Below are 19,873 nucleotides of genomic sequence, written 5' to 3' on the forward strand. Positions count from 1 at the left end.
GGAGGCTTTTTGTCTAGGCGGTCATGCCTCATGCGGTGCTGCTGTCCGTCTGAGGAACCAGCGTGCACTTGCCAGACGGTCAATCTCCACAAAAATCACCGGTGTGATGAACAGTGTCAGCACCTGACTGAGCACAAGGCCGCCCACCACCGCCACACCAAGCGGCTGGCGCAGCTCAGACCCTTGACCGCCGCCAAGTGCTACGGGAACAGCCGCGAGAAGCGCACAGAATGTCGTCATCATGATGGGACGGAAGCGGCGAATAGCTGCCTGATGGATTGCTTCTTCCGGCGCATGGTTTTCATCACGCTTCAGGTAGAGCGCGACATCGACCATCATGATCGCGTTCTTCTTGACGATGCCGATCAGCATCAAAAGCCCGATCAGCGCTATTATCGACAGGTCGAAACCGGACAGCTGTAACGTAATCAGCGCGCCGAACGCGGCCGATGGCAGGCCGGACAGAATGGTCAGCGGATGCGCGAAACTCTCGTAGAGAACGCCGAGTACGATATAGATCGTAGCAACGGCGGCGAGGATCAGCAGACCCATATTGCCGGTCGATTGGGCAAAAATCTGCGCCGCGCCCGAAGGCCGCGCCGATACCGAGGCTGGCATGCCGATTTCACTGCGCAGTGCCGTCACGCGGTCGGTTGCGGTGCCAAGCGAAACACCTGCGGGCAGGTTGAAGGACAGCGTGACCGATGCGAGCTGTCCCGACTGGTTGACGGTCACCGGCCCGTTGGTCCGCTTGATTGTGGCAAAGCTGGCGAGCGGAACCAGAGTACCCGATGACGATGGAACGCGCAGCGCGCCGAGTTGCGTTTCGTCCCACTGGCGGTTCTGATCGAGTTCCAGAATGACATCATAGCTGTTGCCGGTGGTCTGGATTTGCGAAACTGTCAGCGTGCCATAGGCGGCTTCCAGTGTGCTGCGGATCGCCTGCGAGCTGATGCCAAGACTTCCCGCCTTGTCGTGATCGATTTCGATACTCGCTTGCAGCGCGTTGTTTTGCAGGTCGGACGCCACATCGACAAAGGTTTGCGGTTCGGCCTTCATGGCGTCGGCCAGTTTCACCGACCAGGACCGGGCTTCGTCGGCATCGAGCGATTGCAGCACAATCTGATACTGGCTCTGCGTGCTGCGTCCGCCGAAACGGAGATTTTGCACCGGCGTTATATAGGCGCTGATACCGGGAAGGGCGGCGAGCGATTTGCGCAACGCGCTCAAAGTCTGGTCGAGCGGAGGGCGGCTGTCACGCGCTTTCAGCTGCACCAGCAGCGAGCCGGTGTTGAAGGTCGAGCCGCCGGGGCCGCTGCCGAGTGACGCCGTAACGTGCTGGACGGCGGGGTTTTCGGAAACGATCGCCGCCGCCTGCTGTTGCAGGTTGCGCATCGCCTGATAGGAAATATCCTGCCGCGCTTGCGTGGAAATGGTGAGAAGGCCAATATCTTCCTGCGGGAAGAAGCTGCGCGGCAGCGTCGTGAACGACCAGATCGAGCCAAGGAAACTGAGGCCGAACACCAGCAGCACCAGCGCCCGATGCCTGAGGCACCAGCCGACAGCGCGCCCATAGCTTTCTGTCACCTGATCGAACAGGCGAGCGATCCGGCCCGGTTTGATTTCCTTGTGCGGCAGGCGTGCGGCGAGCATCGGCGTCACGGTCAGCGACACGAGCGCCGAGGAGAGAATGGCGAGTGTCACCACCATGCCGAATTCGTTCAGCACACGCCCGACGATGCCGCCCATCAGGAGAATGGGCAGAAACACCGCCACAAGCGACAACGACATGGAGATGATCGTGCCGGTCACTTCCTGACTGCCCTTGATGGCGGCCTCAAAAGGCTGCATCCCCTGTTCGGTATAGCGCACGATGTTTTCGAGCATCACGATGGCATCGTCCACCACAAGGCCGACCGCCAGTGTGAGGGCAAGCAACGAGATATTGTCGATGGAAAAGCCGAACGCATACATGGCGGCAAATGTCGCAACCAGCGAAAGCGGCACGGCAAGCCCGGGGATCATCGTCGCCCAGAACTGGCCGAGAAACAGAAAGATCACCAGCACTACTAGGACAATCGTAATGCCAAGCGTCTTTTGAACATCGGCCACCGCATCGCGGATCGACCGGGATACGTCGTTGACGACAGAAATATGCATCTGCGCGGGCAGGGCGGCTTCGATCTCCGGCAGCTTGGCCTTGATCGCATCGACAACGGCAACCGTGTTTGATCCCGGCTGGCGTTGTACCGCAAGCGCAATCGACTGTTTGCCATCCAGCCAGCTGCCTTGATTGATGTTTTCCACGCTGTCGAGAACATTGGCTACATCCGAGAGGCGGACGATGCGATTGCCGCTGCCGGAGATGATCAGGCTTTTGAACTCTTCAGCATTGGTGCGCTGGGTTTTGGCATTGACAGTCAGCGCCTGCGACCCGTTCTGCAATGTGCCGACTGGCGTCTGGCTGTTCGCGGCGGCGATGGTATCGCCAAGGCCAGACAGCGACAGGCTGCGACTGTCGAGTTTGTCGGGATCGACCTCGACGCGCACGGCATAGGTTTTGGAGCCGTAGACCTGCGCCTGCGCAACGCCTGAAATGGTGGAAAGCGCTGGCGATATGATGTTCTGCGCGATGTCGTCCATCTGCGTCAGGCGTGCGCCGTCGCCGGTGAGCGCCAGAATGATGACCGGCGCATCGGCTGGATTGGCCTTACGGTAGCTTGGCGGCGTGGTCAGATTGTCGGGCAACTGACGCTGGGCGCGGGTAATCGCCGCCTGCACGTCGGCAGCTGCCGCGTCGATATTGCGCGACAGGTTGAACTGAAGCGTGATCGACGTGTTGCCGAGCGACGAGGTGGCGCTGATCGTATCGATACCCGCAATCGTCTCGAATTGCTTGATAAGCGGGGTTGCGACAGACGATGCCATGGTATCCGGCGACGCGCCTGCCAGCTGTGCCGACACGTTGACGGTCGGAAAATCCGCCTCGGGTAGAGCCGCGACTGGAAGCTGGAGATAAGCCGCGATGCCGCCGATCAATCCGCCGATGACAAGGAGGATCGTCGCAACCGGGCGGCGAATGAAGACTTCGGAAATGTTCATCGCCCTGGTGCCTTCATTCAGTTGGACGAGACTTTTGTCTCTGCGTCGTTGCTGGCCAGTTTGACCTTGCTGCCATTGGCAAGCGAGGCCTGACCTTCGGTCACGACCTTTTCACCGGGTTGCAGGCCAGCGCTGAGACCGGCCATGCCATTGGCGCGAAGCGCAACCGTGACCGGGCGCACTTCGATGCTGTTATCCGTCTTCACGACATAGCTGATCGAACCGCTTTCCTGCGGCTGCACGGCAACGCCGGGCACAAGCACCAGATTGTCTGCCTGTCCGGCTTCCACCAGTACACGCAGCGATTGGCCTGGCCAGAAATTGCCGGATTGATTGTCCAGCGTGGCGCGCAGACGCACGGTGCCGCTGGCCTCGTCGATTGTGTTGTCAAGGAAACTGACCGGGCCGCTTTCCGAAATATCCCTGCCGTCAGCCGATACTGCGGAAGCTGTGGCTTTTAGTGTGCCGGTGGCGAGCGTTTCGCGGATCAGCGCGATATCCGTTTCCGCTAGTGTAAAATCTGCGTAAATCGGCTTCATCTGCGTGATGGTCGCGACCGGCGAACCGGCGGAAAGATAGGCGCCAGCGGATACAAGCACGGCGCCAAGCTGGCCGTCGAAAGGCGCTATAATCCGGGTGTTGTCGAGGGTCACCTGATCAGCCGCCAGCTGTGCCTGATCGACTTGCAACTGGGCTTCAGCCACTTTGAGAGCGGCCAGCGCATCATCGCCCGCCTGCGATGTACTGACGCCCTTGTTGACAAGGTCTTGCATCCGCTTCAGCAGGATTTGCGCATTGTTCAGCGTGGCCTGCGATTTGGCGACGGAAGCCTGATCTTTCACGACGGTGGCGCGGATGGCTCGGTCATCAAGTTGAGCGATCAGGTCGCCCTTTCTGACGATGGCCCCGTCCTTGACCTTGAGGATGGCCACATTGCCGGGCTCGGGACTGTTGACTGCGGTGGAGGCGACGGCAACCACCGTGCCGATGGTGCTGCGCTGGATCGGCAGCGATCCAGCGGTTGCAACCGCGACCTTGACGGCATGCTCGGCACTGGCCGAGCGGCTACCGCCTTTTCGACTGTCTGTCTGAACTGCGTTTGGAGCACTGGTGCCGTTCTGTTTCGTGGTATGTTGCCAGCCGACAAAACCGGCACCGGCAACCAATAGGATCGGGACACCCCAAACAACCCAACGCTTCACTCAACGCTCCTGTCAACGAAGGGATACGCCGTAATACCGGCTGTCCGAACGCTAACACAACGGTGCCGCCCGGCAATTAAATTGATTGAGAGCGGCAGTTGTTCACTTCGTGATAATGAGTGATGCCATTATTAGCAGAAACGCGTGTTGTTGCTGGCCGTTATTGAAGAACACGGAGAATATCGCGGACGACTTCCGCCTGCAGCGGGCGTTGTTTTTCGATGTTGAAATGGCCGACTTCCTTCACGCCGGAGAAATCGCGGTTGTCCAGCTTCCCCTTGAAACGGGGGCCGGGTACCAGCGGAAGCCCCCAACCGTGCTGCGAGAAATAGAAATTCACAACGCGGCGGATATTTCCTGGCAAGGGATCGGGTGCCGTGGCGGCAAACGAGGCCATGTAATCCACGCGAATGCCTTTTTTCTCAAGGACTTCGGCGATGGAAATAATGGCATTGGCACCCAATGAATGGCCGACGAGAATGACCGGCTGCGGGCCATATTTCTGCCGGTCGGCAATAATCCGGTTGGCGACGAGCCGCCAGGCGGCGTTGCCATCGACATGCGCATCTACACCTGCGGCCTGCAATTCTGCACCGATTTCATCGATGCCGGCGGAAAAGATATTGGCGAAACCGCGCAGGAGATAGACGTCGGGGCGTCCCGGCTGGGCGGCGTTTCCCGTCTTGTCATTCGTAGCGGGCACCTGTCCGGCAGGTTTCGCCGATTTGGCGTGTGCTGCGACCGGCATCGCGGCCAGCACAAGGCCAGAAAGCAGCAGAAAGCGGCGGCTGATGAAATTTTTCGCCGAATTGCCTGATTTGTTCGTCATGTAAAAATACCGGGGTTATGGCCAAGGTCTCGGAATAATACGTCCGGTGCGCCTGGCATATTCGTCATATGAAGCGCCGAATGCGTTGCGCATCATCGCTTCTTCATGGCCTACGCGGTAAAAATAGAGAATGCCGACACCAACAATGCCCGCCAGTCCGGCGAACCAGTTGGGGAGCAGGCAAAACTGCGCTATCGCCCAAAGCCAGAACGATAAATACATCGGATGGCGGACATATTTATAGAGCCCATCCGTCACGAGTTTGTGTTCCTTGCGGATTTCCAGCGACACCGACCAGTTCTTGCCGAGTTGGCGATGACTTGCATGAAACAGCCATAGAAAGGCGAGTTCCACGACAAGGCCGATCCAGCCGAGCCACGGCTGAAAGGTATAATCAGCAAATGCTGGAAAGCCCGTTGCAACATAGATAATCGGGATCAGCGACAGGCCGACGGTCGCGGCAGCCAGCGCCGCCCGGTCGGGCAGTGTCTTGGCATTGGTCGTAACTTTGATCTTGCGGGCGCGCCGCTGGTGCGGCACCCGGATGACCACCCACGCAACGAGGCCAATGGCCCAAACGATCATTGCCAAGGTGGGCGTCATTCGGAAATATCCTTTTCTGGCGACGAGCCGCCCACAATATGGTCACGCACACGGTCTGCGAGGAAAATCGGGCCGCAGCAGACCTGAAAGAAATCGTACCAATAGGGCTTCGTATTGCCGAATACATATTGATAATGCACGCGAAAGAGATTGCGCCTCACCCGCGTGTAAGTCTCGGCCAGCAGCATATCCTTGATGCGCACCTGACGCACGAACGGAAACCTTCTGCCCTCCGCACGCTTGAGCTTCATTTCCGCCACCGGGTCGGTTTTATAGAAGTTGATAGCGTCGGTGAGGCACTGGATTTCCACCCACTCAAGCTTACCATCATCGGTAAGTCTTTGCACGTCTTCACGAAATCTCTTGGCTGCCGGATGGTAGCCCGCCTTGAGCGCCGTGGAACCAAGCGTCAGAATGGTAACCTTCGGCGCGCGCGTTGAAAAGGCTTGGTCTATGGCCAGACAACGGGCGGCGACATCCAGCATCAGCATGCCGCCGGTGCTGTGGCCGATCAGGATGACCTCGTCATATCTGCCCGCTCTGACGCGCTGGACAATGCTTTCCGCAAAACGCTGCATCAGCGCTTCGGCATCCGGTCGCCTGCCGCGAAAGAAGCTCAACGAGAAGGACCAGAGATCCATCAGATGATTGGTGGACCAGCGTTTGCCCAGCACCATCAATGCGAACGAGAACACGGCAAGCCCGATGATCCAGCCAAGTGCGCCAAGCCAATGCGCCGTGAGACGAACGGCGGCATATCCCAACAGCGCGAACAGGACGATTGCGAGGAAAGGATAGAGGAAATAAAGCCCGAAGCGCCAAGCTTTGGCAAAGAATTGGAAAGCCGTGCCGGAAAAGACGAAGTCGGCAAAAGCGCGCAGATATTTGCCGAGCCGAACAGGCAGGGGCCGGGCGAAATCTGCCAATACGATGCTGTCGAGTGCGAGAAAATTGAAATCGGTCGTCGTTGACCAATCTTCGTGCGCAGCACGGGTTTCGATGGTTGCAAGCCCGATCTCGTGATCGGGTGCCTGATCCACGGAAGAGACCGCTGACTGGTAGCCCCACAGCGTGTCGAAACGAGCAATTTCCTTACGCAGCCGCTTGAAAAACGCGTCTGGCGTTTTCGGATCATACCCGCCAATAAAGAATACGGCACGCCGCTGGACCGACTGATTCATGCCGAAAGCGTAATTTGCATCTTATGCATTGTCGAGATTAAACCGCATCGCATAATATTGAAATTCTTTGGCCTTTCTTTCTCAAGCATGAGCTTTCAGCGAGAAAAAATTTCCGGTCCATTTCAGCAATTTTGCATGATGGCTTTATGACGGAAGCTTTGTCGAAACAAATGGATAGCAGGGCTTTTGCTGTTTGGCGCAACAGCCTGCGCGCCTTCTGGCTTGGTGCGACGGACGCTTTGCAACTGGCGAAAACGTGATATGGCGAGAGCGGCGCGATCCGGGGAGGACGCTGTCAGATTCTTGCAAGTTCTGGATCGCATATTATGAGCCGCACTATTCTCTGCCTGGGCGCCCTTACGCTCGACACAATCCTCCGCCTTGACGCATTGCCGGAAAAAGCCGGGAAATATCTGCCCAGAGAAGCGGTGCAGATCGCAGCCGGTATGGCATCGAGTGCCGCAGCCGCCATCGCCCGTCTTGGGGGCGATGTGGCGCTTTGGGCATCGACCGGCGACGACGCCACCGGCGAGCGGGTGATTGCTGAATTGCGGGCCGAAGGCATCGACTGCTCTCATATTCGCAGGCTTCCAGGCGCGCGCACCGCGTTTTCGTCGATTCTGGTTGATCCGTCCGGCGAGCGCGTGATCGTGCCGTTCTATGATCCGCAACTGGGTAGCCCGGCTTCAAGCGTGCCGCCTGTCGAAACAGGTGCATTTGCAGCGGTCATGGCCGATGTCCGTTGGGCTTGGGCCGCAGAAACCGGCCTCAAGGCCGCGCGTCGCGCCGGTATACCCGCCATTCTTGATGCAGACACGGCCCCGGTCGAACGCCTTGAACGACTGTTGCCGCTTGCAACGCATATTGTCGCGTCAGAACCCGCCGCCATCAGCCTGACGGGAACGGCGAATTTGAGCGAATGCGTCGCGATACTGGCCAGCCGCTATGATGTTTTCACAGCCGTTACCGCTGGCGCGCAGGGGTGCTACTGGACTGAACGGGCCGGGCATTCGGTGCAGCATGTCGCCGGGTTTCCCGTAAAGGCGGTCGACACGCTCGCTGCGGGCGATGTCTTCCATGGCGCCTTCGCGCTCGGTTTGGTCGAAGGCGGCGCGATGCATGACATCATCCGCTTTGCCAATGCCGCCGCCGCCATCAAATGCGCACGGTTCGGCGGACGTTCCGGTTCACCAAGCCGGGCAGAAGTGCAGGCATTTATGGAAAGCGGACTGTTTCCGGTTTAAATCTCCAATCCCCAAAATTTACATAAATGCACAGTGAACTCGAATTGACTATTTACTAACATGTTAGTATGTGCCAACTTACAGTTCAATCTTGGGAGGAGACGGCTTTGCCAACAGATTCTGGGCCCCAAAACAATTCTGGGCAGAAGCGCTTCGGGCTTTCTGCAGCGCTCACAACGCCATTCGATGCGGATGGCAAGATCGACGTCAAGCGTGCGCTGGCGCATGCCAAGGCGCGTCTGGATAGCGGCTGTTCCAGCGTCACGCTGTTCGGCACCACCGGCGAAGGATCTTCGGTTGGCGATGCGGAGCGCGCAGCGCTTCTCGACGCATTCATCGCGCAGGGATTTCCAGCAGCCAATATCGTTGTCGGCGTGATGGAGAACTCCATTGCCGATGCGGTGCTTCAGTCGGGCGATGCACTGCGTCGCGGCTGCAAGGCCATTCTTCTGGCGCCGCCGTCCTATTTCAAGAACCTTTCCGACGATGGCCTTTTCAACTGGTTCTCCGCCGTGCTGAAGGGTCTCGGTTCGGATGCGCGCGATATCATCCTTTACAACATCCCTTCGGTGACGGCGGTTGAACTTTCGGTCGATCTGGTCGGTCGTCTGCGAGTTGCTTTCGGCGCGATTATCTCTGGCGTGAAGGATTCATCGGGCAACTGGGCTTATACCGAGAAGCTTCTGGCTGCGCATAAGGACATTGCAATCCTGATCGGCGACGAGCGCGATCTCGCCGCCGGTGTTCGTCTCGGCGGGCAGGGCGCGATTTCCGGCATGGCCAATCTGTTCCCGGACCGCCTGCTGCGCATGATCAATGACGGGCAGGACGATGCCGAACTGGTCGATGCTGTGCGCAAGCTTCTCAACTATCCGGTGACGCCTGCGGTGAAGGCGCTGGTGGCGCGGCATACCGGCGATCAGGAATGGCGCCGTGTCCGTGCACCGCTGGTTGCGCTGAACGATGCGGATTTCGATGCAATTGGCAGTGTATTTGCCGGATTGCATATGGCAAAGGCGGCCTGAGCCGGGCATAAGCGTTGCAGACATGCTGCGGAAATGTGGGAGACGTTTCCGCAGTATAACCAAAGCGGTTGGGGGAGGACAAAGCCTTGGCGGAAGATCAGAACGAGCCGGTGAAGTTGCGGGACAAAGCCTATCAGAGCTTTACCCAGCATTTGCTGGCGCGCGATTTCCATCCGGGCCAGTTCGTCTCGCAGCGCCAGCTCGTGACCATGACCGGCCTGCCGCTTGGCGCAATCCGCGAACTGATCCCCCGGCTTGAGGCGGAAGGTCTGATCAAGACCGTGCCGCAGCGCGGACTTCAGATCGCACATATTGATCTCAATCTCATTCGTGAGGCTTTCCAGTTTCGCTTGTTCATCGAGAAAGAGTCGGTTGCCATTTTCTGCCAGTCGGCATCGGATGAATTGCTGCGTTCGCTGCGGGCCGAGCATGAAGACACGCTGAACCGCGCCATGAGCGAAGGCGAAACGCCGGAGCTTGAGGAGCGGGCGCAGAATATCGACTGGAGCCTGCACGACACCATTGTCGCTTCGCTCGACAATGAAATCATCTGGCGCGCTTACCAGACGAATACGATCAAGATGCGCCTGATCAATCAGGAGCGTTTCCGGATCACCGGGCGCGTCATTCCGGTCATGCAGGAACATCTGGCGGTCCTGACGGCGATTGAAACCCGCCACCCGCAAATCGCCATGGATGCCATCGCCGTTCATATCAACAATGCGCGGAAGCTGGCTTTACACATCTAGATCAAACAAAGGCCCAGCAAGAGGAGTTGCCGGGTTTGAAACATAGGGGAGGAGCAGAATGAAACTATTTCATCCGACACGTCGCCAGTTTCTGGCGGGTTCAGCGGCCATCGCCGCATCCGGCGTGACAGGCATCAGCCCGTCTTTCGCCGCTTCCACGGTTGACTGGAAGAAATATGCGGGCACCACGCTTGAGGTGAATCTCATCAAGAGCCCGCGCGGCGAAATCCTTCAGAAGCATCAGAAGGAATTCGAAGAGCTGACGGGCATCAAGGTTCATTCCGAACAGATGCCGGAACAGCAGCAGCGTCAGAAGGCGGTCATCGAACTGACCTCCGGTCGCCCGAGCTTCGACGTCATTCACATCAGCTATCACGTGCAGAAGCGCCAGTTCGAAAAGGGCGGCTGGCTTGCCGATCTCAACCCGTTCCTGAAAGACCCGACGCTGACCGATGCGTCGCTGACGGAAAACGATTTCGCAAGCGCTGGTCTGACCTTCGCCAAGGACGCCAATGGCCGCTTCGGCGCATTGCCGTTCTCGGTCGATTACTGGATCATCTACTGGAACAAGGACCTGTTCGCAGCCAAGGGTATCGAATATCCGAAGACCTTCGAAGAACTGGTGAAGGCTGCGGAAGCGCTGACCGATCCGTCTTCGAACACCTACGGCTTCGTGGCCCGCGGCATGAAGAACGCCAATGTTCCGGTCTGGACGAGCCTGATGCTCGGCTATGGCCAGAGCTCGGTCGATGCCGACGGCAATCTGAAGACGGATTCGGCAGAAGCCATCGAAGCCGCCAAGCTCTATCAGCGCCTGATGACCAAAGCGGCACCTCCCGGTGTTGCCGGTTTCAACTGGGCCGAATGCCAGTCGAGCTTCCTGCAAGGCAAAGTCGGCATGTGGCTCGACGGTATCGGCTTTGCGCCGCCGCTCGAAGATCCGAACAAGTCGCGCGTTGTCGGCAAGGTCGGCTATGGCGTCATCCCGGCTGGACCGAAGGCCCAGGCTGCACCGACCACCGGCGACGGCATCGGCGTGACCGAAGCTTCTACCAAGAAGGAAGCCGCCTATCTCTACTGCCAGTGGGCCATTTCGAAAGAAATGGGCGCTCGTCTGCTGCAGACGGGTTCGGGCGTTCCGTTCCGCAAGTCGATCATCGACGATGCGGAAGTGCGCAAGGGCGTGACCATGCCGGAAGGCTGGGTCGAAGCCCTGTCGAAATCCGCACCAATCAGCCAGCTCTGCCTGCCGGTTATCGTCCCGGTCACGGAATTCCGCGACATCATGGGCGTTGGCCTCACCAATCTTCTGAATGGTGCCGAAGCAGAAGCTGAAATGAAGCGCGCGACGGAAGAATTCCGTCCGGTCCTCGCACGGAGCGAAGGAAAATGACATCTGCCGCCCCGACAGGAGCAACAAAGAGCATGAATGGGGAGGCCGCCACAAAGGCGGCTTCCACAACCAGAACCGGTAGCAAGTCTGGCAAAAGCCATCTGAAACCGAGTTACTGGCCGTTTGTGCTTCCCGCCTTGATCACCGTCGGGGCGGTGATCGTCTTCCCTTGGCTGTTCACCCTCTGGATGAGTGCCAATCAATGGCAGCTCGGCGGAGGCATCAGCTTCGTCGGCTTCGACAATTATATCCGTCTGGCAGCCGATGCGCGCTTCTGGGATTCCATGTGGCACACGGCGGTCTATACGGTGCTGTCCGTGGTGGCGCCCATGGTGCTGGGCACGATTGCCGCTCTGATCTTCGACAGCAAGCTGCCGATGCGGGGCCTGTTGCGCGGTATCTTCGTCATGCCGATGATGGCGACACCTGTTGCCGTCGCTCTGGTCTGGACGATGATGTATCACCCGCAGCTCGGTGTGCTGAATTATCTCCTGTCGCTGGTCGGGATCGGTCCGCAGGAATGGATTTTCAATCAGAACACGGTTATTCCGTCGCTGGTCGCGGTCGAGACCTGGCAATGGACACCGCTGGTCATGCTGATCGTGCTCGGTGGCCTTGCCTCCATGCCGCGCGATCCGTTTGAAAGCGCTGAAATCGACGGCGCGAATGGCTGGCAGAAATTCCGCTACATCACGCTTCCGATGATCCTGCCTTTCATCATGGTGGCCGTCATCATCCGCTCGATCGATGCGCTGAAAAGCTTCGACATCATCTATGCGATGACGCAGGGCGGCCCGGGCACGGCATCGGAAACCATCAACATCTATCTCTATAACGTGGCGTTTTCGTATTACGACATCGGATATGCTTCGGCGATTGCCGTGGTGTTCTTCATCGTGATCATCGCCATGTCCATGATCCTGCTGGCGCTTCGCCAGCGGACCAAATGGAACGCTTGAGGACCGGCTCATGGCACGCAAGTCAATTCTGTCGAAGCTCGGCACTGCGCTTCTTGTTTTCGTTATCGTTTCGCCGGCGCTTTTCTTTTTCATCTGGATGCTGTCGCTTTCGCTCAAATACGAAATCGACAACGGTGCCTATCCGCCGATCCTGATCCCGGAACGTTTCGCCTGGTCGAACTATACGCAGATTTTCGAAGCCAATGATTTTCTGCTCTATTTCTGGAACAGCCTTCTGGTGACCGGCATGGCGACACTGCTCGCCCTTCTGGTCGGGGTTCCAGCGGGCTACGGCATCGCGCGACTCAAGGCGCATAAATCGGCGATTGTCATCATGATCGCCCGCATGACGCCGGGTCTGTCCTATCTGATCCCGCTGTTCCTTCTGTTCCAGACACTGAGTCTGCTTGGCACGCTCTGGCCGCAGATCATCATCCATCTGGTCGTCACTGTTCCAATCGTGATCTGGATCATGATCGGTTATTTCGAAACGACGCCGATGGAACTGGAAGAGGCGGCGATAATCGACGGCGCGTCCTCGTTGCAGGTGTTTCTCAAAGTAGCGCTGCCCATTGCCAAGCCCGGCATCGTGGTGTCGCTTATTCTTGCAGTGATCTTCTCCTGGAACAATTTCGTGTTCGGGATCGTGCTCGCAAGCCGCGAAACGCGCACGCTGCCGGTCGCTGTCTATAACATGCTTTCCTTCGAACAGGTGAGCTGGGGGCCGCTCGCTGCCGCAGCACTTGTGGTCACTCTGCCTGTTCTGTTGCTTACCGTCTTCGCACAGCGCCAGATCGTTGCAGGTCTGACCGCAGGCGCCGTCAAATAAGAGTTGAGGTTCAAGATGGCATCTGTATCCATCCGTAATGCAGTCAAGAAATATGGCAATGTCGGTGTTCTGCACGGCGTGTCAGTCAGCATCGAGGACGGCGAGTTCGTCGTGCTCGTCGGCCCTTCGGGCTGTGGAAAGTCCACGCTTCTGCGTATGATCGCAGGGCTTGAGGAAATCAGCGACGGCGAAATCGCCATCGGTCCGCGCGTGGTAAACGACCTGCGCGCCAAGGAACGCGACATCGCCATGGTATTCCAGAACTATGCGCTTTATCCGCATATGACGGTTGCCGACAATATGGGCTTCGCGCTCATGCTCAAGAACGCGCCCAAGGAAGAGCGCGACAACCGCGTTGCGCGTGCAGCCGAAATTCTCGGCCTCAACAAGCTGCTCGACCGCTTTCCGCGCCAGCTTTCCGGAGGTCAGCGCCAGCGCGTGGCCATGGGCCGCGCCATTGTGCGCGATCCGCAGGTGTTCCTGTTCGACGAACCGCTCTCCAACCTTGATGCCAAGCTGCGCGTGCAGATGCGCGGCGAGATCAAGGGCCTGCATCAGCGCCTGAAGACCACCACCATCTATGTGACCCACGACCAGATCGAAGCCATGACCATGGCCGACAAGATTGTGGTGATGCGCGATGGTCTGGTCGAGCAGATCGGCGCGCCGCTCGACCTTTATGATCGCCCGGCCAATATGTTCGTTGCGGGCTTCATCGGCTCGCCGTCGATGAATTTCATCAATGGCAAGATCGAGGAAGGTTCGTTCGTGGCTGAGGGCGGTTTCCGCCTGTCGCTGCCGCAAGGTGACTATTCCAGCCTTTCGGCCAAGGCCGTCTATGGCGTACGCCCCGAGCATATGAAGATCGCAGAAGGCGGCGTTCCGGTTACGGCGGAAATCGTCGAGCCGACCGGTTCGGAAATCATGGTCATGGGCAAGCTCGGCACGCAGCCGATCACCTGCCTGTTCCGTGAGCGTTTGACCGTGCGTCCAGGCGATGTGCTGCCAATCGCCATTGATCCGGCAACGAGCCACGTCTTCGAGCCGGAAAAGGGGATGCGTGTCAGCGCCTGACCATTTCCATTGAACGGCGAACTCCTTTAATACTCAGACTCTCGGTAATGTGAGAGTCTGGAGAATTCTATGCAGCCAATCTGGGCCGTGGGTCTGATGACCGGCACCGTTCTCGATGGAAATATCGACGTCGCGCTTTTGAAAACGGATGGCGAGACGGTCGATATATTCGGCACCTATGCGCTGAAGCCTTATCCGGACGGTATTCTGGAACTGTTGCAGCAGGCGCAGGCCGAAGCCCGCGTTTGGAATTTTGAAGGCCCGGAACCGGCGATTTTTGCCGAGGCGGAAGATGCCCTGACCCGAGCGCAATCGGCTGCCGTGCGCGCGCTGGTTGAAGAAAGCGGGCTGATTATGGCCGATATCGGCGTTGTCGGTTTTCATGGCCAAACCGTGTTGCATCGTGCGCCACAGCCGGGACGGCTTGGCGATACGCGCCAGCTTGGCGACGGTGCGCTGATGAGCGAGTTGCTGGGCACAAAGGTTGTCTATGATTTCCGCACCGCCGACATTCGTGCAGGCGGACAGGGTGCGCCCCTGGCTGCAATCTATCACGCGGCTTTGCTGCGCAGTGCCGATGCCAGCGGCGATACGGCGATTCTCAATCTCGGCGGTGTCGGCAATATTACATGGTGGGATGGCGGCGACACGCTGGTCGCCTTCGATACCGGCCCGGCCAATGCGCCGATCAATGATTTCATGAAAGCGCGTGGTTTGGGCGAGATGGACCGCGACGGCGCGCTGGCGGCGCAAGGCGAGGTTGACGAAGCGCGCCTCGCCAAACTGCTTGAACATCCTTATATGACCGCGCCTTTTCCGAAATCGCTGGACCGCTTTGACTTTACAGCTGCTATGGCTGATGGCCTCAGCGATGAAGACGGGGCTGCAACGCTCACCGCTTTCACCACATCGGCGGTGGCAAAGGCGCTCGATATTCTGCCACAGCGCCCGAACCGGCTGGCGGTCTCCGGTGGCGGGCGTCACAACCCGACGATGATGCGTATGCTGGTCGAGCGTGCTGGCGTCGAGCTTGTGCCGGTCGAGACCTTGGGCTGGCGGGGCGATGCGGTTGAGGCTGAGTGCTTCGCGTTTCTCGCCGTGCGCGCCTTGCGTGGCTTGCCGATCAGTTTTCCAAGCACAACAGGCGTACCTGCGCCCATGACAGGCGGAAAGATCGCGGGCTGAAAGGTCCGCATCAAGGATTTATCTTTTTAAGGGAAATCTGGATAGCAAAACGCCCGCAGCAATTTGGGAGGAGGAGAGTTGCTGCGGGCGGATTGGTAAAGCGCGATTGGGAGGAGGAGTATCGCGCTTCAGGTTCGGTTTTTGGGAGGAGGAGTAAAACCGAACAACTGCAAAATAGAGCCGTGAGCCGGGCCTTACAACAACCGATCCTGCAACCGAGATATGCGTATTTTGCAAGGCGTTAAAACGCGCCCCAAAACGAAACCGCCCCAGCCGCGAATAAACGCGCTAGGGCGGTGAATCTCCGCCAAAGCCCCCAATGGCGAGATGCAAGATTAATAGCACGAGTCGCGCCCTGGTAAACGTTGTCAAGGGCCTTCGATGACAAAAAGAAGCGCACTATGTCAAAACGGCAACAATTCCGGTGCGCAGTGCGCATCGGCCTATCTCCTTGGAAAGTGCGGGCTATTTAATGCAGCTTTTCGGCATCCAGTTTGGGCATCATGGCGAGAACCTCTGGCAGTTCGCGCACCTCACAGGCGGGGCTGAAATACCAGCCCTGCAAATGATCGCATTTCATGTCACTCAAAAGGTCGATCTGTTCGATGGTTTCGACGCCTTCGGCGGTCACCGTCTTGCCGAGACTATGGGCGATCTGAATGACGCCGCGCACGATGGCCCGATCTTCCGGTGAAGCCGCGATATTGGCCACAAAGCTGCGGTCGATCTTAAGGCGATCAATCGGCAGGCGGCGCAAATGCGTGAGCGAGGCGAAGCCGGTTCCAAAATCATCAAGGGCGACTTCCACGCCTGCCATGTGAAGCCGTTTGAGACCCTGTTCGACGCGCTTTTGCGCAAGGCCGAGCAACATGCCTTCCGTCATCTCCGCGCTGAAGCTCTCCGGTCCGATACCGGTTTCGGCGCATAATTCAAAGAAGCGGTCGAGAAAGATATCCGAGCGGAAATCGGAATTGGTCAGATTCATCGCAATGCGATGCAAGGGCGCTTCCGCCTGACGCAGCGATTGAGCATCCGCAAAAATCCGCTCCAGCATGAACATGCCGAGCGCCGCCCGTATGGCCGGGTCTTCAAAGCCTTCGCCGAAATAGGCAGGCGTGAGCAATCCCCGTTCGGGATGACGCCAGCGCATCAGCGCTTCCAACGAAATTGCCTGACCGGAAAGCAGCGGAATGATCGGCTGATAATGCAGTTCGAATTCGCCATGTTCCAGCCCGCCCTCGATCTCTTCATAGAGCGCGGATTTGCGCCGGGCGACTTCGCGCAGCTGCGGCTGGAACACTTCCACGCGGTCCCGTCCCAGAGCCTTGGCTTTGTAGAGCGCGAGATCTGCCGCCTTGAACAGATTGCCGACATCCTTGCCATCGCGCGGAAAGCGCGCAATGCCGAGGCTGGACGATATGCGCCGTGGAGTCGTGCCAATCACCATGGGCTGACGAATGGCTTCGAGAATTTCTTCGAAAAGCTCATCGGCTTCGCAGTCCGTCGCGCCGACGAGAATGAGGCTGAACTCGTCGCCGCCCATGCGCGACATGAACAACTGACTGTCCTCGAAGGACCGCAGACGCTTGCCGATATTCTGGAGCAGAACATCGCCTGCGTGATGCCCGAACGTGTCATTGACCTCCTTGAAGGAGTCCACATCGAGCAGCGCCAGATGGAATATGCCGTTGGACCTTTCGTGGTCCTGCACCTGCATTTCCAGATATTCCTGAAAACGACGGCGGTTCGGTAGTCCGGTCAGCGGGTCGAGATTGGCCAGCCGGTCGAGATGTTCCTTGCTGGTCCGCAAGGCGCTTTCAAGTTTCTTGCGGTCGGAAATATCAAAGCGGATGGCCGTGTAGCTATCCACCTTTCCAGCAGGTGACAAATGCGGGACGATGGTTGTATCGACCCAGTAATGCGAGCCGTCCTTGCGCCGATTGCAGATTTCGCCGTGCCAGATTTTGCCATGGGCGATCTCGCGATACATGTCGCGAAAGAAGTCCTTGCTGTGGACGCCCGAATGCAGGATGCGGTGGTTCGCGCCGATCAGTTCGCGCGCCGTATAGCCGCTGATCTCACAGAACTTGCGATTGACATAGGTGATGATGCCGCGCACATCCGTGTGAGCGACAATCGCAGCGCTGTCGAGCGCATAGCGAATGAAGTCGTCTTCAAGATCGGGCTGCAAGGGCTTTTGCAGCTTCCGCGCAATCTCTTCAACAGCGTCGGTAAAAGACGATGTCTGCTGGTCCAGAGCGTGCTTCTTTTCCGGCGCCGCTTTTTTCTCTGTCATGCGGTATGTCTCAGCATGGGGGATGTTGCTGCTTAATCATAGCAAATTTTATCCGTACTTTCCAGAATATAGTATTATTGTTTAGAAATATACAATCTAGTGAATAATTTGAAAATTACATAAGTATCCTCGTTTTATTTAAACTCAGCTTCAACCTACGGTAATCAATTGTATTTCCGGGTTGCTTCTAGGTATGGTTGTTTATGTGCTGGCGTCCAGTCGAGCCTATTTCCGCAGACGTTCGGCAATACGGGCTCTGTTGATCGCCATTGCTTCGTCGGAAGGTTCCCAGTCGCAACACCATTCAGGCGGGATGCCGATCGGCAATTCATGGGTTGCGGTGAACTGGGGCGCGTAACCTCTGGCCTGCATTTCGGCCACAAGCGAGGCCTGACGTTTCGCCAGATAGCCGAGGCGCATATAGAAAAACCGGACATGGCCGGTTCCAAGCGTGTAGGCGGGCGGGTTTCTCCGATCCGTGGTGGTTTCGCCGCGCTGGATCGCTGCTTTCACAAGGGCGAAAACACGCGGCAATTCCCGGTATTCCGCAATAAGATGCGGCCCGGTCAGCTCCGCTGGGGGAATGCAGTTAATGCGTGTCAATTCTCAAAATCCCGCTCGCCCTGAGATTGAATTCGAGAACCGAATAGGCCAAGTCGCCCTGATGCTCAAGCTAATTTAGCTGGCTATTAAAAGATAAGGCCTTGAGATCAAATGGAAATGGCGGCAAATCTGCCGCCATCCAAGCCGTTTCGTTCGCTCTATCTGTGATCGCTCAATGCGCAATCATGACATGGCGCACGGCGGTATAGTCCTCAAGCGCATAGATCGACATGTCCTTGCCATAGCCGGATTGTTTCAACCCGCCATGCGGCATTTCATTGGTCAGCATGAAATGTGTATTGATCCAGGTGCAGCCATATTGCAGGCGGGCTGCGGTCTGCATGCCCTTGCTGACATCTTTGGTCCACACCGACGAGGCAAGACCGTAATCGCTGTCATTGGCCCATTGCACGGCTTCATCGACATCGCTGAAGCGCGTGACCGAAACAACCGGACCGAAGACTTCGCGGCGTACGATTTCATCATCCTGCGTTGCTCCGGCAATCACGGTCGGCTCGAAGAAGAAGCCGTTGGCGCCCGATGTCTTGCCGCCGGTCGTCACCTCGATATGCTTATGCTCGCGGGCGCGGGCGACAAAACTCTCGACACGATCCCGCTGACGGCGGGAAATGAGTGGTCCGATCTCGTTTTGGCTGTCGTCTTCCAGATTGTAGCGGATGCTGGAAACGGCGGATGACAAGTCAGCGACGAAACGATCATAGATGCGCGCATCGGCATAGATGCGGCAGGCGGCGGTGCAGTCCTGACCGGCATTGTAATAGCCGAAGGTGCGAATGCCGTTGACGACAGCTTCCACATCCGCATCGTCAAAGACGATGACCGGCGCCTTGCCGCCAAGTTCCAGATGGGTGCGCTTCACGCTCTTGGCTGCCGCCTGCAAGACCTTCTTGCCGGTTGCGACGTCCCCAGTGATCGACACCATATCGACACGCGGATGATTGATCAGCGCGTTGCCGACCGTTTCACCACGTCCCAACACGATATTGACGACACCCTCCGGCAGAATATCCGCCAGCAGTCTGGCCATTTTCAGCGCGGTCAGCGGCGTCTGTTCGGATGGTTTGAAAACCACCGTATTACCGCCCGCAATGGCTGGCGCCAGTTTCCACGCCATCATCATCAGCGGATAGTTCCACGGGGCGATGGAGCCGATGATGCCGACCGGATCGCGGCGGATCATCGACGTGTGGTTCGGCAAATATTCGGCGGCAATCGGTCCGTGGAGATTGCGCACCGCGCCAGCAAAGAAGCGGTAACAATCGACAATGGCCGGAATCTCGTCATTGATGACGGCGTTGATCGGTTTGCCGCAATTAAGCGCTTCCAGTGTGGCAAAGGCCTCCGCATCGCGCTCAATCGCATCGGCGATCTTGAGAAGGTAGTTGGAACGTTCGCCGGGCGTGGTGCGCGACCAGCTTTTGAACGCCTTGTCGGCGGCGCTGACTGCGGCATCGACCTGCGCCAGCGAGGCTTCCGGCAGTTTGAGAACGGTCTCGCCGGTCTTGGGATTGAGGACGTTTTCCTCGGTTTCCGTGCCAGCTTCAAAGCGCGAGCCAATCAGCATTTCGGTGTTCATAT

Annotated in this window: 16 protein-coding genes; 8 read left to right on the forward strand and 8 right to left on the reverse strand. The window is 57.9% G+C overall.

Annotation, left to right across the window (positions count from 1 at the left end; genetic code table 11):
* Positions 1 to 21: 21 nt before the first annotated feature.
* From D8666_RS16005 to D8666_RS16025, 5 genes are all read right to left on the reverse strand, one after another.
* Positions 22 to 3,102 carry an efflux RND transporter permease subunit gene (locus tag D8666_RS16005; RefSeq protein ID WP_109367673.1) on the reverse strand — a complete coding sequence of 1,027 codons (3,081 nt, stop codon included), beginning with the start codon at positions 3,100 to 3,102 and terminating at the stop codon, positions 22 to 24.
* 17 nt (positions 3,103 to 3,119) lie between these two features.
* Complete coding sequence (locus D8666_RS16010; protein WP_235858982.1) at positions 3,120 to 4,106, reverse strand: efflux RND transporter periplasmic adaptor subunit; 987 nt, start codon at positions 4,104 to 4,106, stop codon at positions 3,120 to 3,122.
* Between the two features lie 358 nt (positions 4,107 to 4,464).
* Positions 4,465 to 5,097, reverse strand: coding sequence for a lipase (locus tag D8666_RS16015; protein ID WP_121538805.1), 633 nt, complete (start codon positions 5,095 to 5,097; stop codon positions 4,465 to 4,467).
* A gap of 51 nt (positions 5,098 to 5,148) precedes the next feature.
* Complete coding sequence (locus tag D8666_RS16020) at positions 5,149 to 5,736, reverse strand: protein-S-isoprenylcysteine O-methyltransferase (protein WP_109367671.1); 588 nt, start codon at positions 5,734 to 5,736, stop codon at positions 5,149 to 5,151.
* The gene (locus tag D8666_RS16025) at positions 5,733 to 6,917 is read right to left on the reverse strand and encodes an alpha/beta fold hydrolase (protein WP_109367670.1); all 1,185 of its coding nucleotides are present in this window, start codon (positions 6,915 to 6,917) and stop codon (positions 5,733 to 5,735) included. Before D8666_RS16025 ends, D8666_RS16020 begins: the two co-directional genes overlap by 4 nt.
* A 326-nt stretch (positions 6,918 to 7,243) precedes the next feature.
* Here D8666_RS16025 and D8666_RS16030 point away from each other — a divergent pair, with 326 nt between their 5' ends.
* The 8 genes from D8666_RS16030 to D8666_RS16065 all read left to right on the forward strand — a co-directional run bounded on the left by D8666_RS16030 (position 7,244) and on the right by D8666_RS16065 (position 15,375).
* Positions 7,244 to 8,161, forward strand: a complete 918-nt coding sequence (locus D8666_RS16030; RefSeq protein ID WP_109367669.1) for a PfkB family carbohydrate kinase — start codon at positions 7,244 to 7,246, stop codon at positions 8,159 to 8,161.
* A gap of 68 nt (positions 8,162 to 8,229) precedes the next feature.
* Positions 8,230 to 9,186: a dihydrodipicolinate synthase family protein gene (locus D8666_RS16035; RefSeq protein WP_121538750.1), complete on the forward strand. Its 957-nt coding sequence runs from the start codon at positions 8,230 to 8,232 to the stop codon at positions 9,184 to 9,186.
* Between the two features lie 86 nt (positions 9,187 to 9,272).
* Positions 9,273 to 9,935, forward strand: coding sequence for a GntR family transcriptional regulator (locus D8666_RS16040; protein WP_109367667.1), 663 nt, complete (start codon positions 9,273 to 9,275; stop codon positions 9,933 to 9,935).
* A 58-nt stretch (positions 9,936 to 9,993) separates the two neighbouring features.
* Complete coding sequence (locus tag D8666_RS16045) at positions 9,994 to 11,328, forward strand: ABC transporter substrate-binding protein (RefSeq protein WP_109367666.1); 1,335 nt, start codon at positions 9,994 to 9,996, stop codon at positions 11,326 to 11,328.
* Entirely contained in the window at positions 11,325 to 12,287 is a 963-nt protein-coding gene (locus D8666_RS16050) for a carbohydrate ABC transporter permease (protein ID WP_109367665.1), read from the forward strand. The genes D8666_RS16045 and D8666_RS16050 overlap by 4 nt, the downstream gene beginning before the upstream one ends.
* 10 nt (positions 12,288 to 12,297) lie before the next feature.
* Positions 12,298 to 13,116: a carbohydrate ABC transporter permease gene (locus D8666_RS16055; RefSeq protein WP_109367664.1), complete on the forward strand. Its 819-nt coding sequence runs from the start codon at positions 12,298 to 12,300 to the stop codon at positions 13,114 to 13,116.
* Positions 13,117 to 13,131: 15 nt separating this feature from the next.
* Positions 13,132 to 14,190, forward strand: a complete 1,059-nt coding sequence (locus D8666_RS16060) for an ABC transporter ATP-binding protein (RefSeq protein ID WP_121538752.1) — start codon at positions 13,132 to 13,134, stop codon at positions 14,188 to 14,190.
* Positions 14,191 to 14,259: 69 nt separating this feature from the next.
* On the forward strand, positions 14,260 to 15,375 hold the full coding sequence (locus D8666_RS16065) for an anhydro-N-acetylmuramic acid kinase (RefSeq protein ID WP_109367662.1): 1,116 nt from the start codon (positions 14,260 to 14,262) through the stop codon (positions 15,373 to 15,375).
* A gap of 469 nt (positions 15,376 to 15,844) precedes the next feature.
* Here D8666_RS16065 and D8666_RS16075 read toward each other — a convergent pair whose 3' ends face one another.
* The 3 genes from D8666_RS16075 to D8666_RS16085 form a co-directional block, all read right to left on the reverse strand.
* A complete protein-coding gene (locus tag D8666_RS16075) occupies positions 15,845 to 17,671 on the reverse strand; it encodes a putative bifunctional diguanylate cyclase/phosphodiesterase (protein WP_109367661.1) in 1,827 nt (608 codons plus the stop codon).
* Positions 17,672 to 17,896: 225 nt separating this feature from the next.
* Positions 17,897 to 18,274, reverse strand: coding sequence for a pyrimidine dimer DNA glycosylase/endonuclease V (locus tag D8666_RS16080; RefSeq protein ID WP_109367660.1), 378 nt, complete (start codon positions 18,272 to 18,274; stop codon positions 17,897 to 17,899).
* A gap of 172 nt (positions 18,275 to 18,446) precedes the next feature.
* Positions 18,447 to 19,871 carry a gamma-aminobutyraldehyde dehydrogenase gene (locus D8666_RS16085; protein WP_109367659.1) on the reverse strand — a complete coding sequence of 475 codons (1,425 nt, stop codon included), beginning with the start codon at positions 19,869 to 19,871 and terminating at the stop codon, positions 18,447 to 18,449.
* Positions 19,872 to 19,873: the final 2 nt, after the last annotated feature.

Source organism: Ochrobactrum soli, from assembly GCF_003664555.1.
Taxonomy (GTDB): Bacteria; Pseudomonadota; Alphaproteobacteria; order Rhizobiales; family Rhizobiaceae; genus Brucella; species Brucella teleogrylli.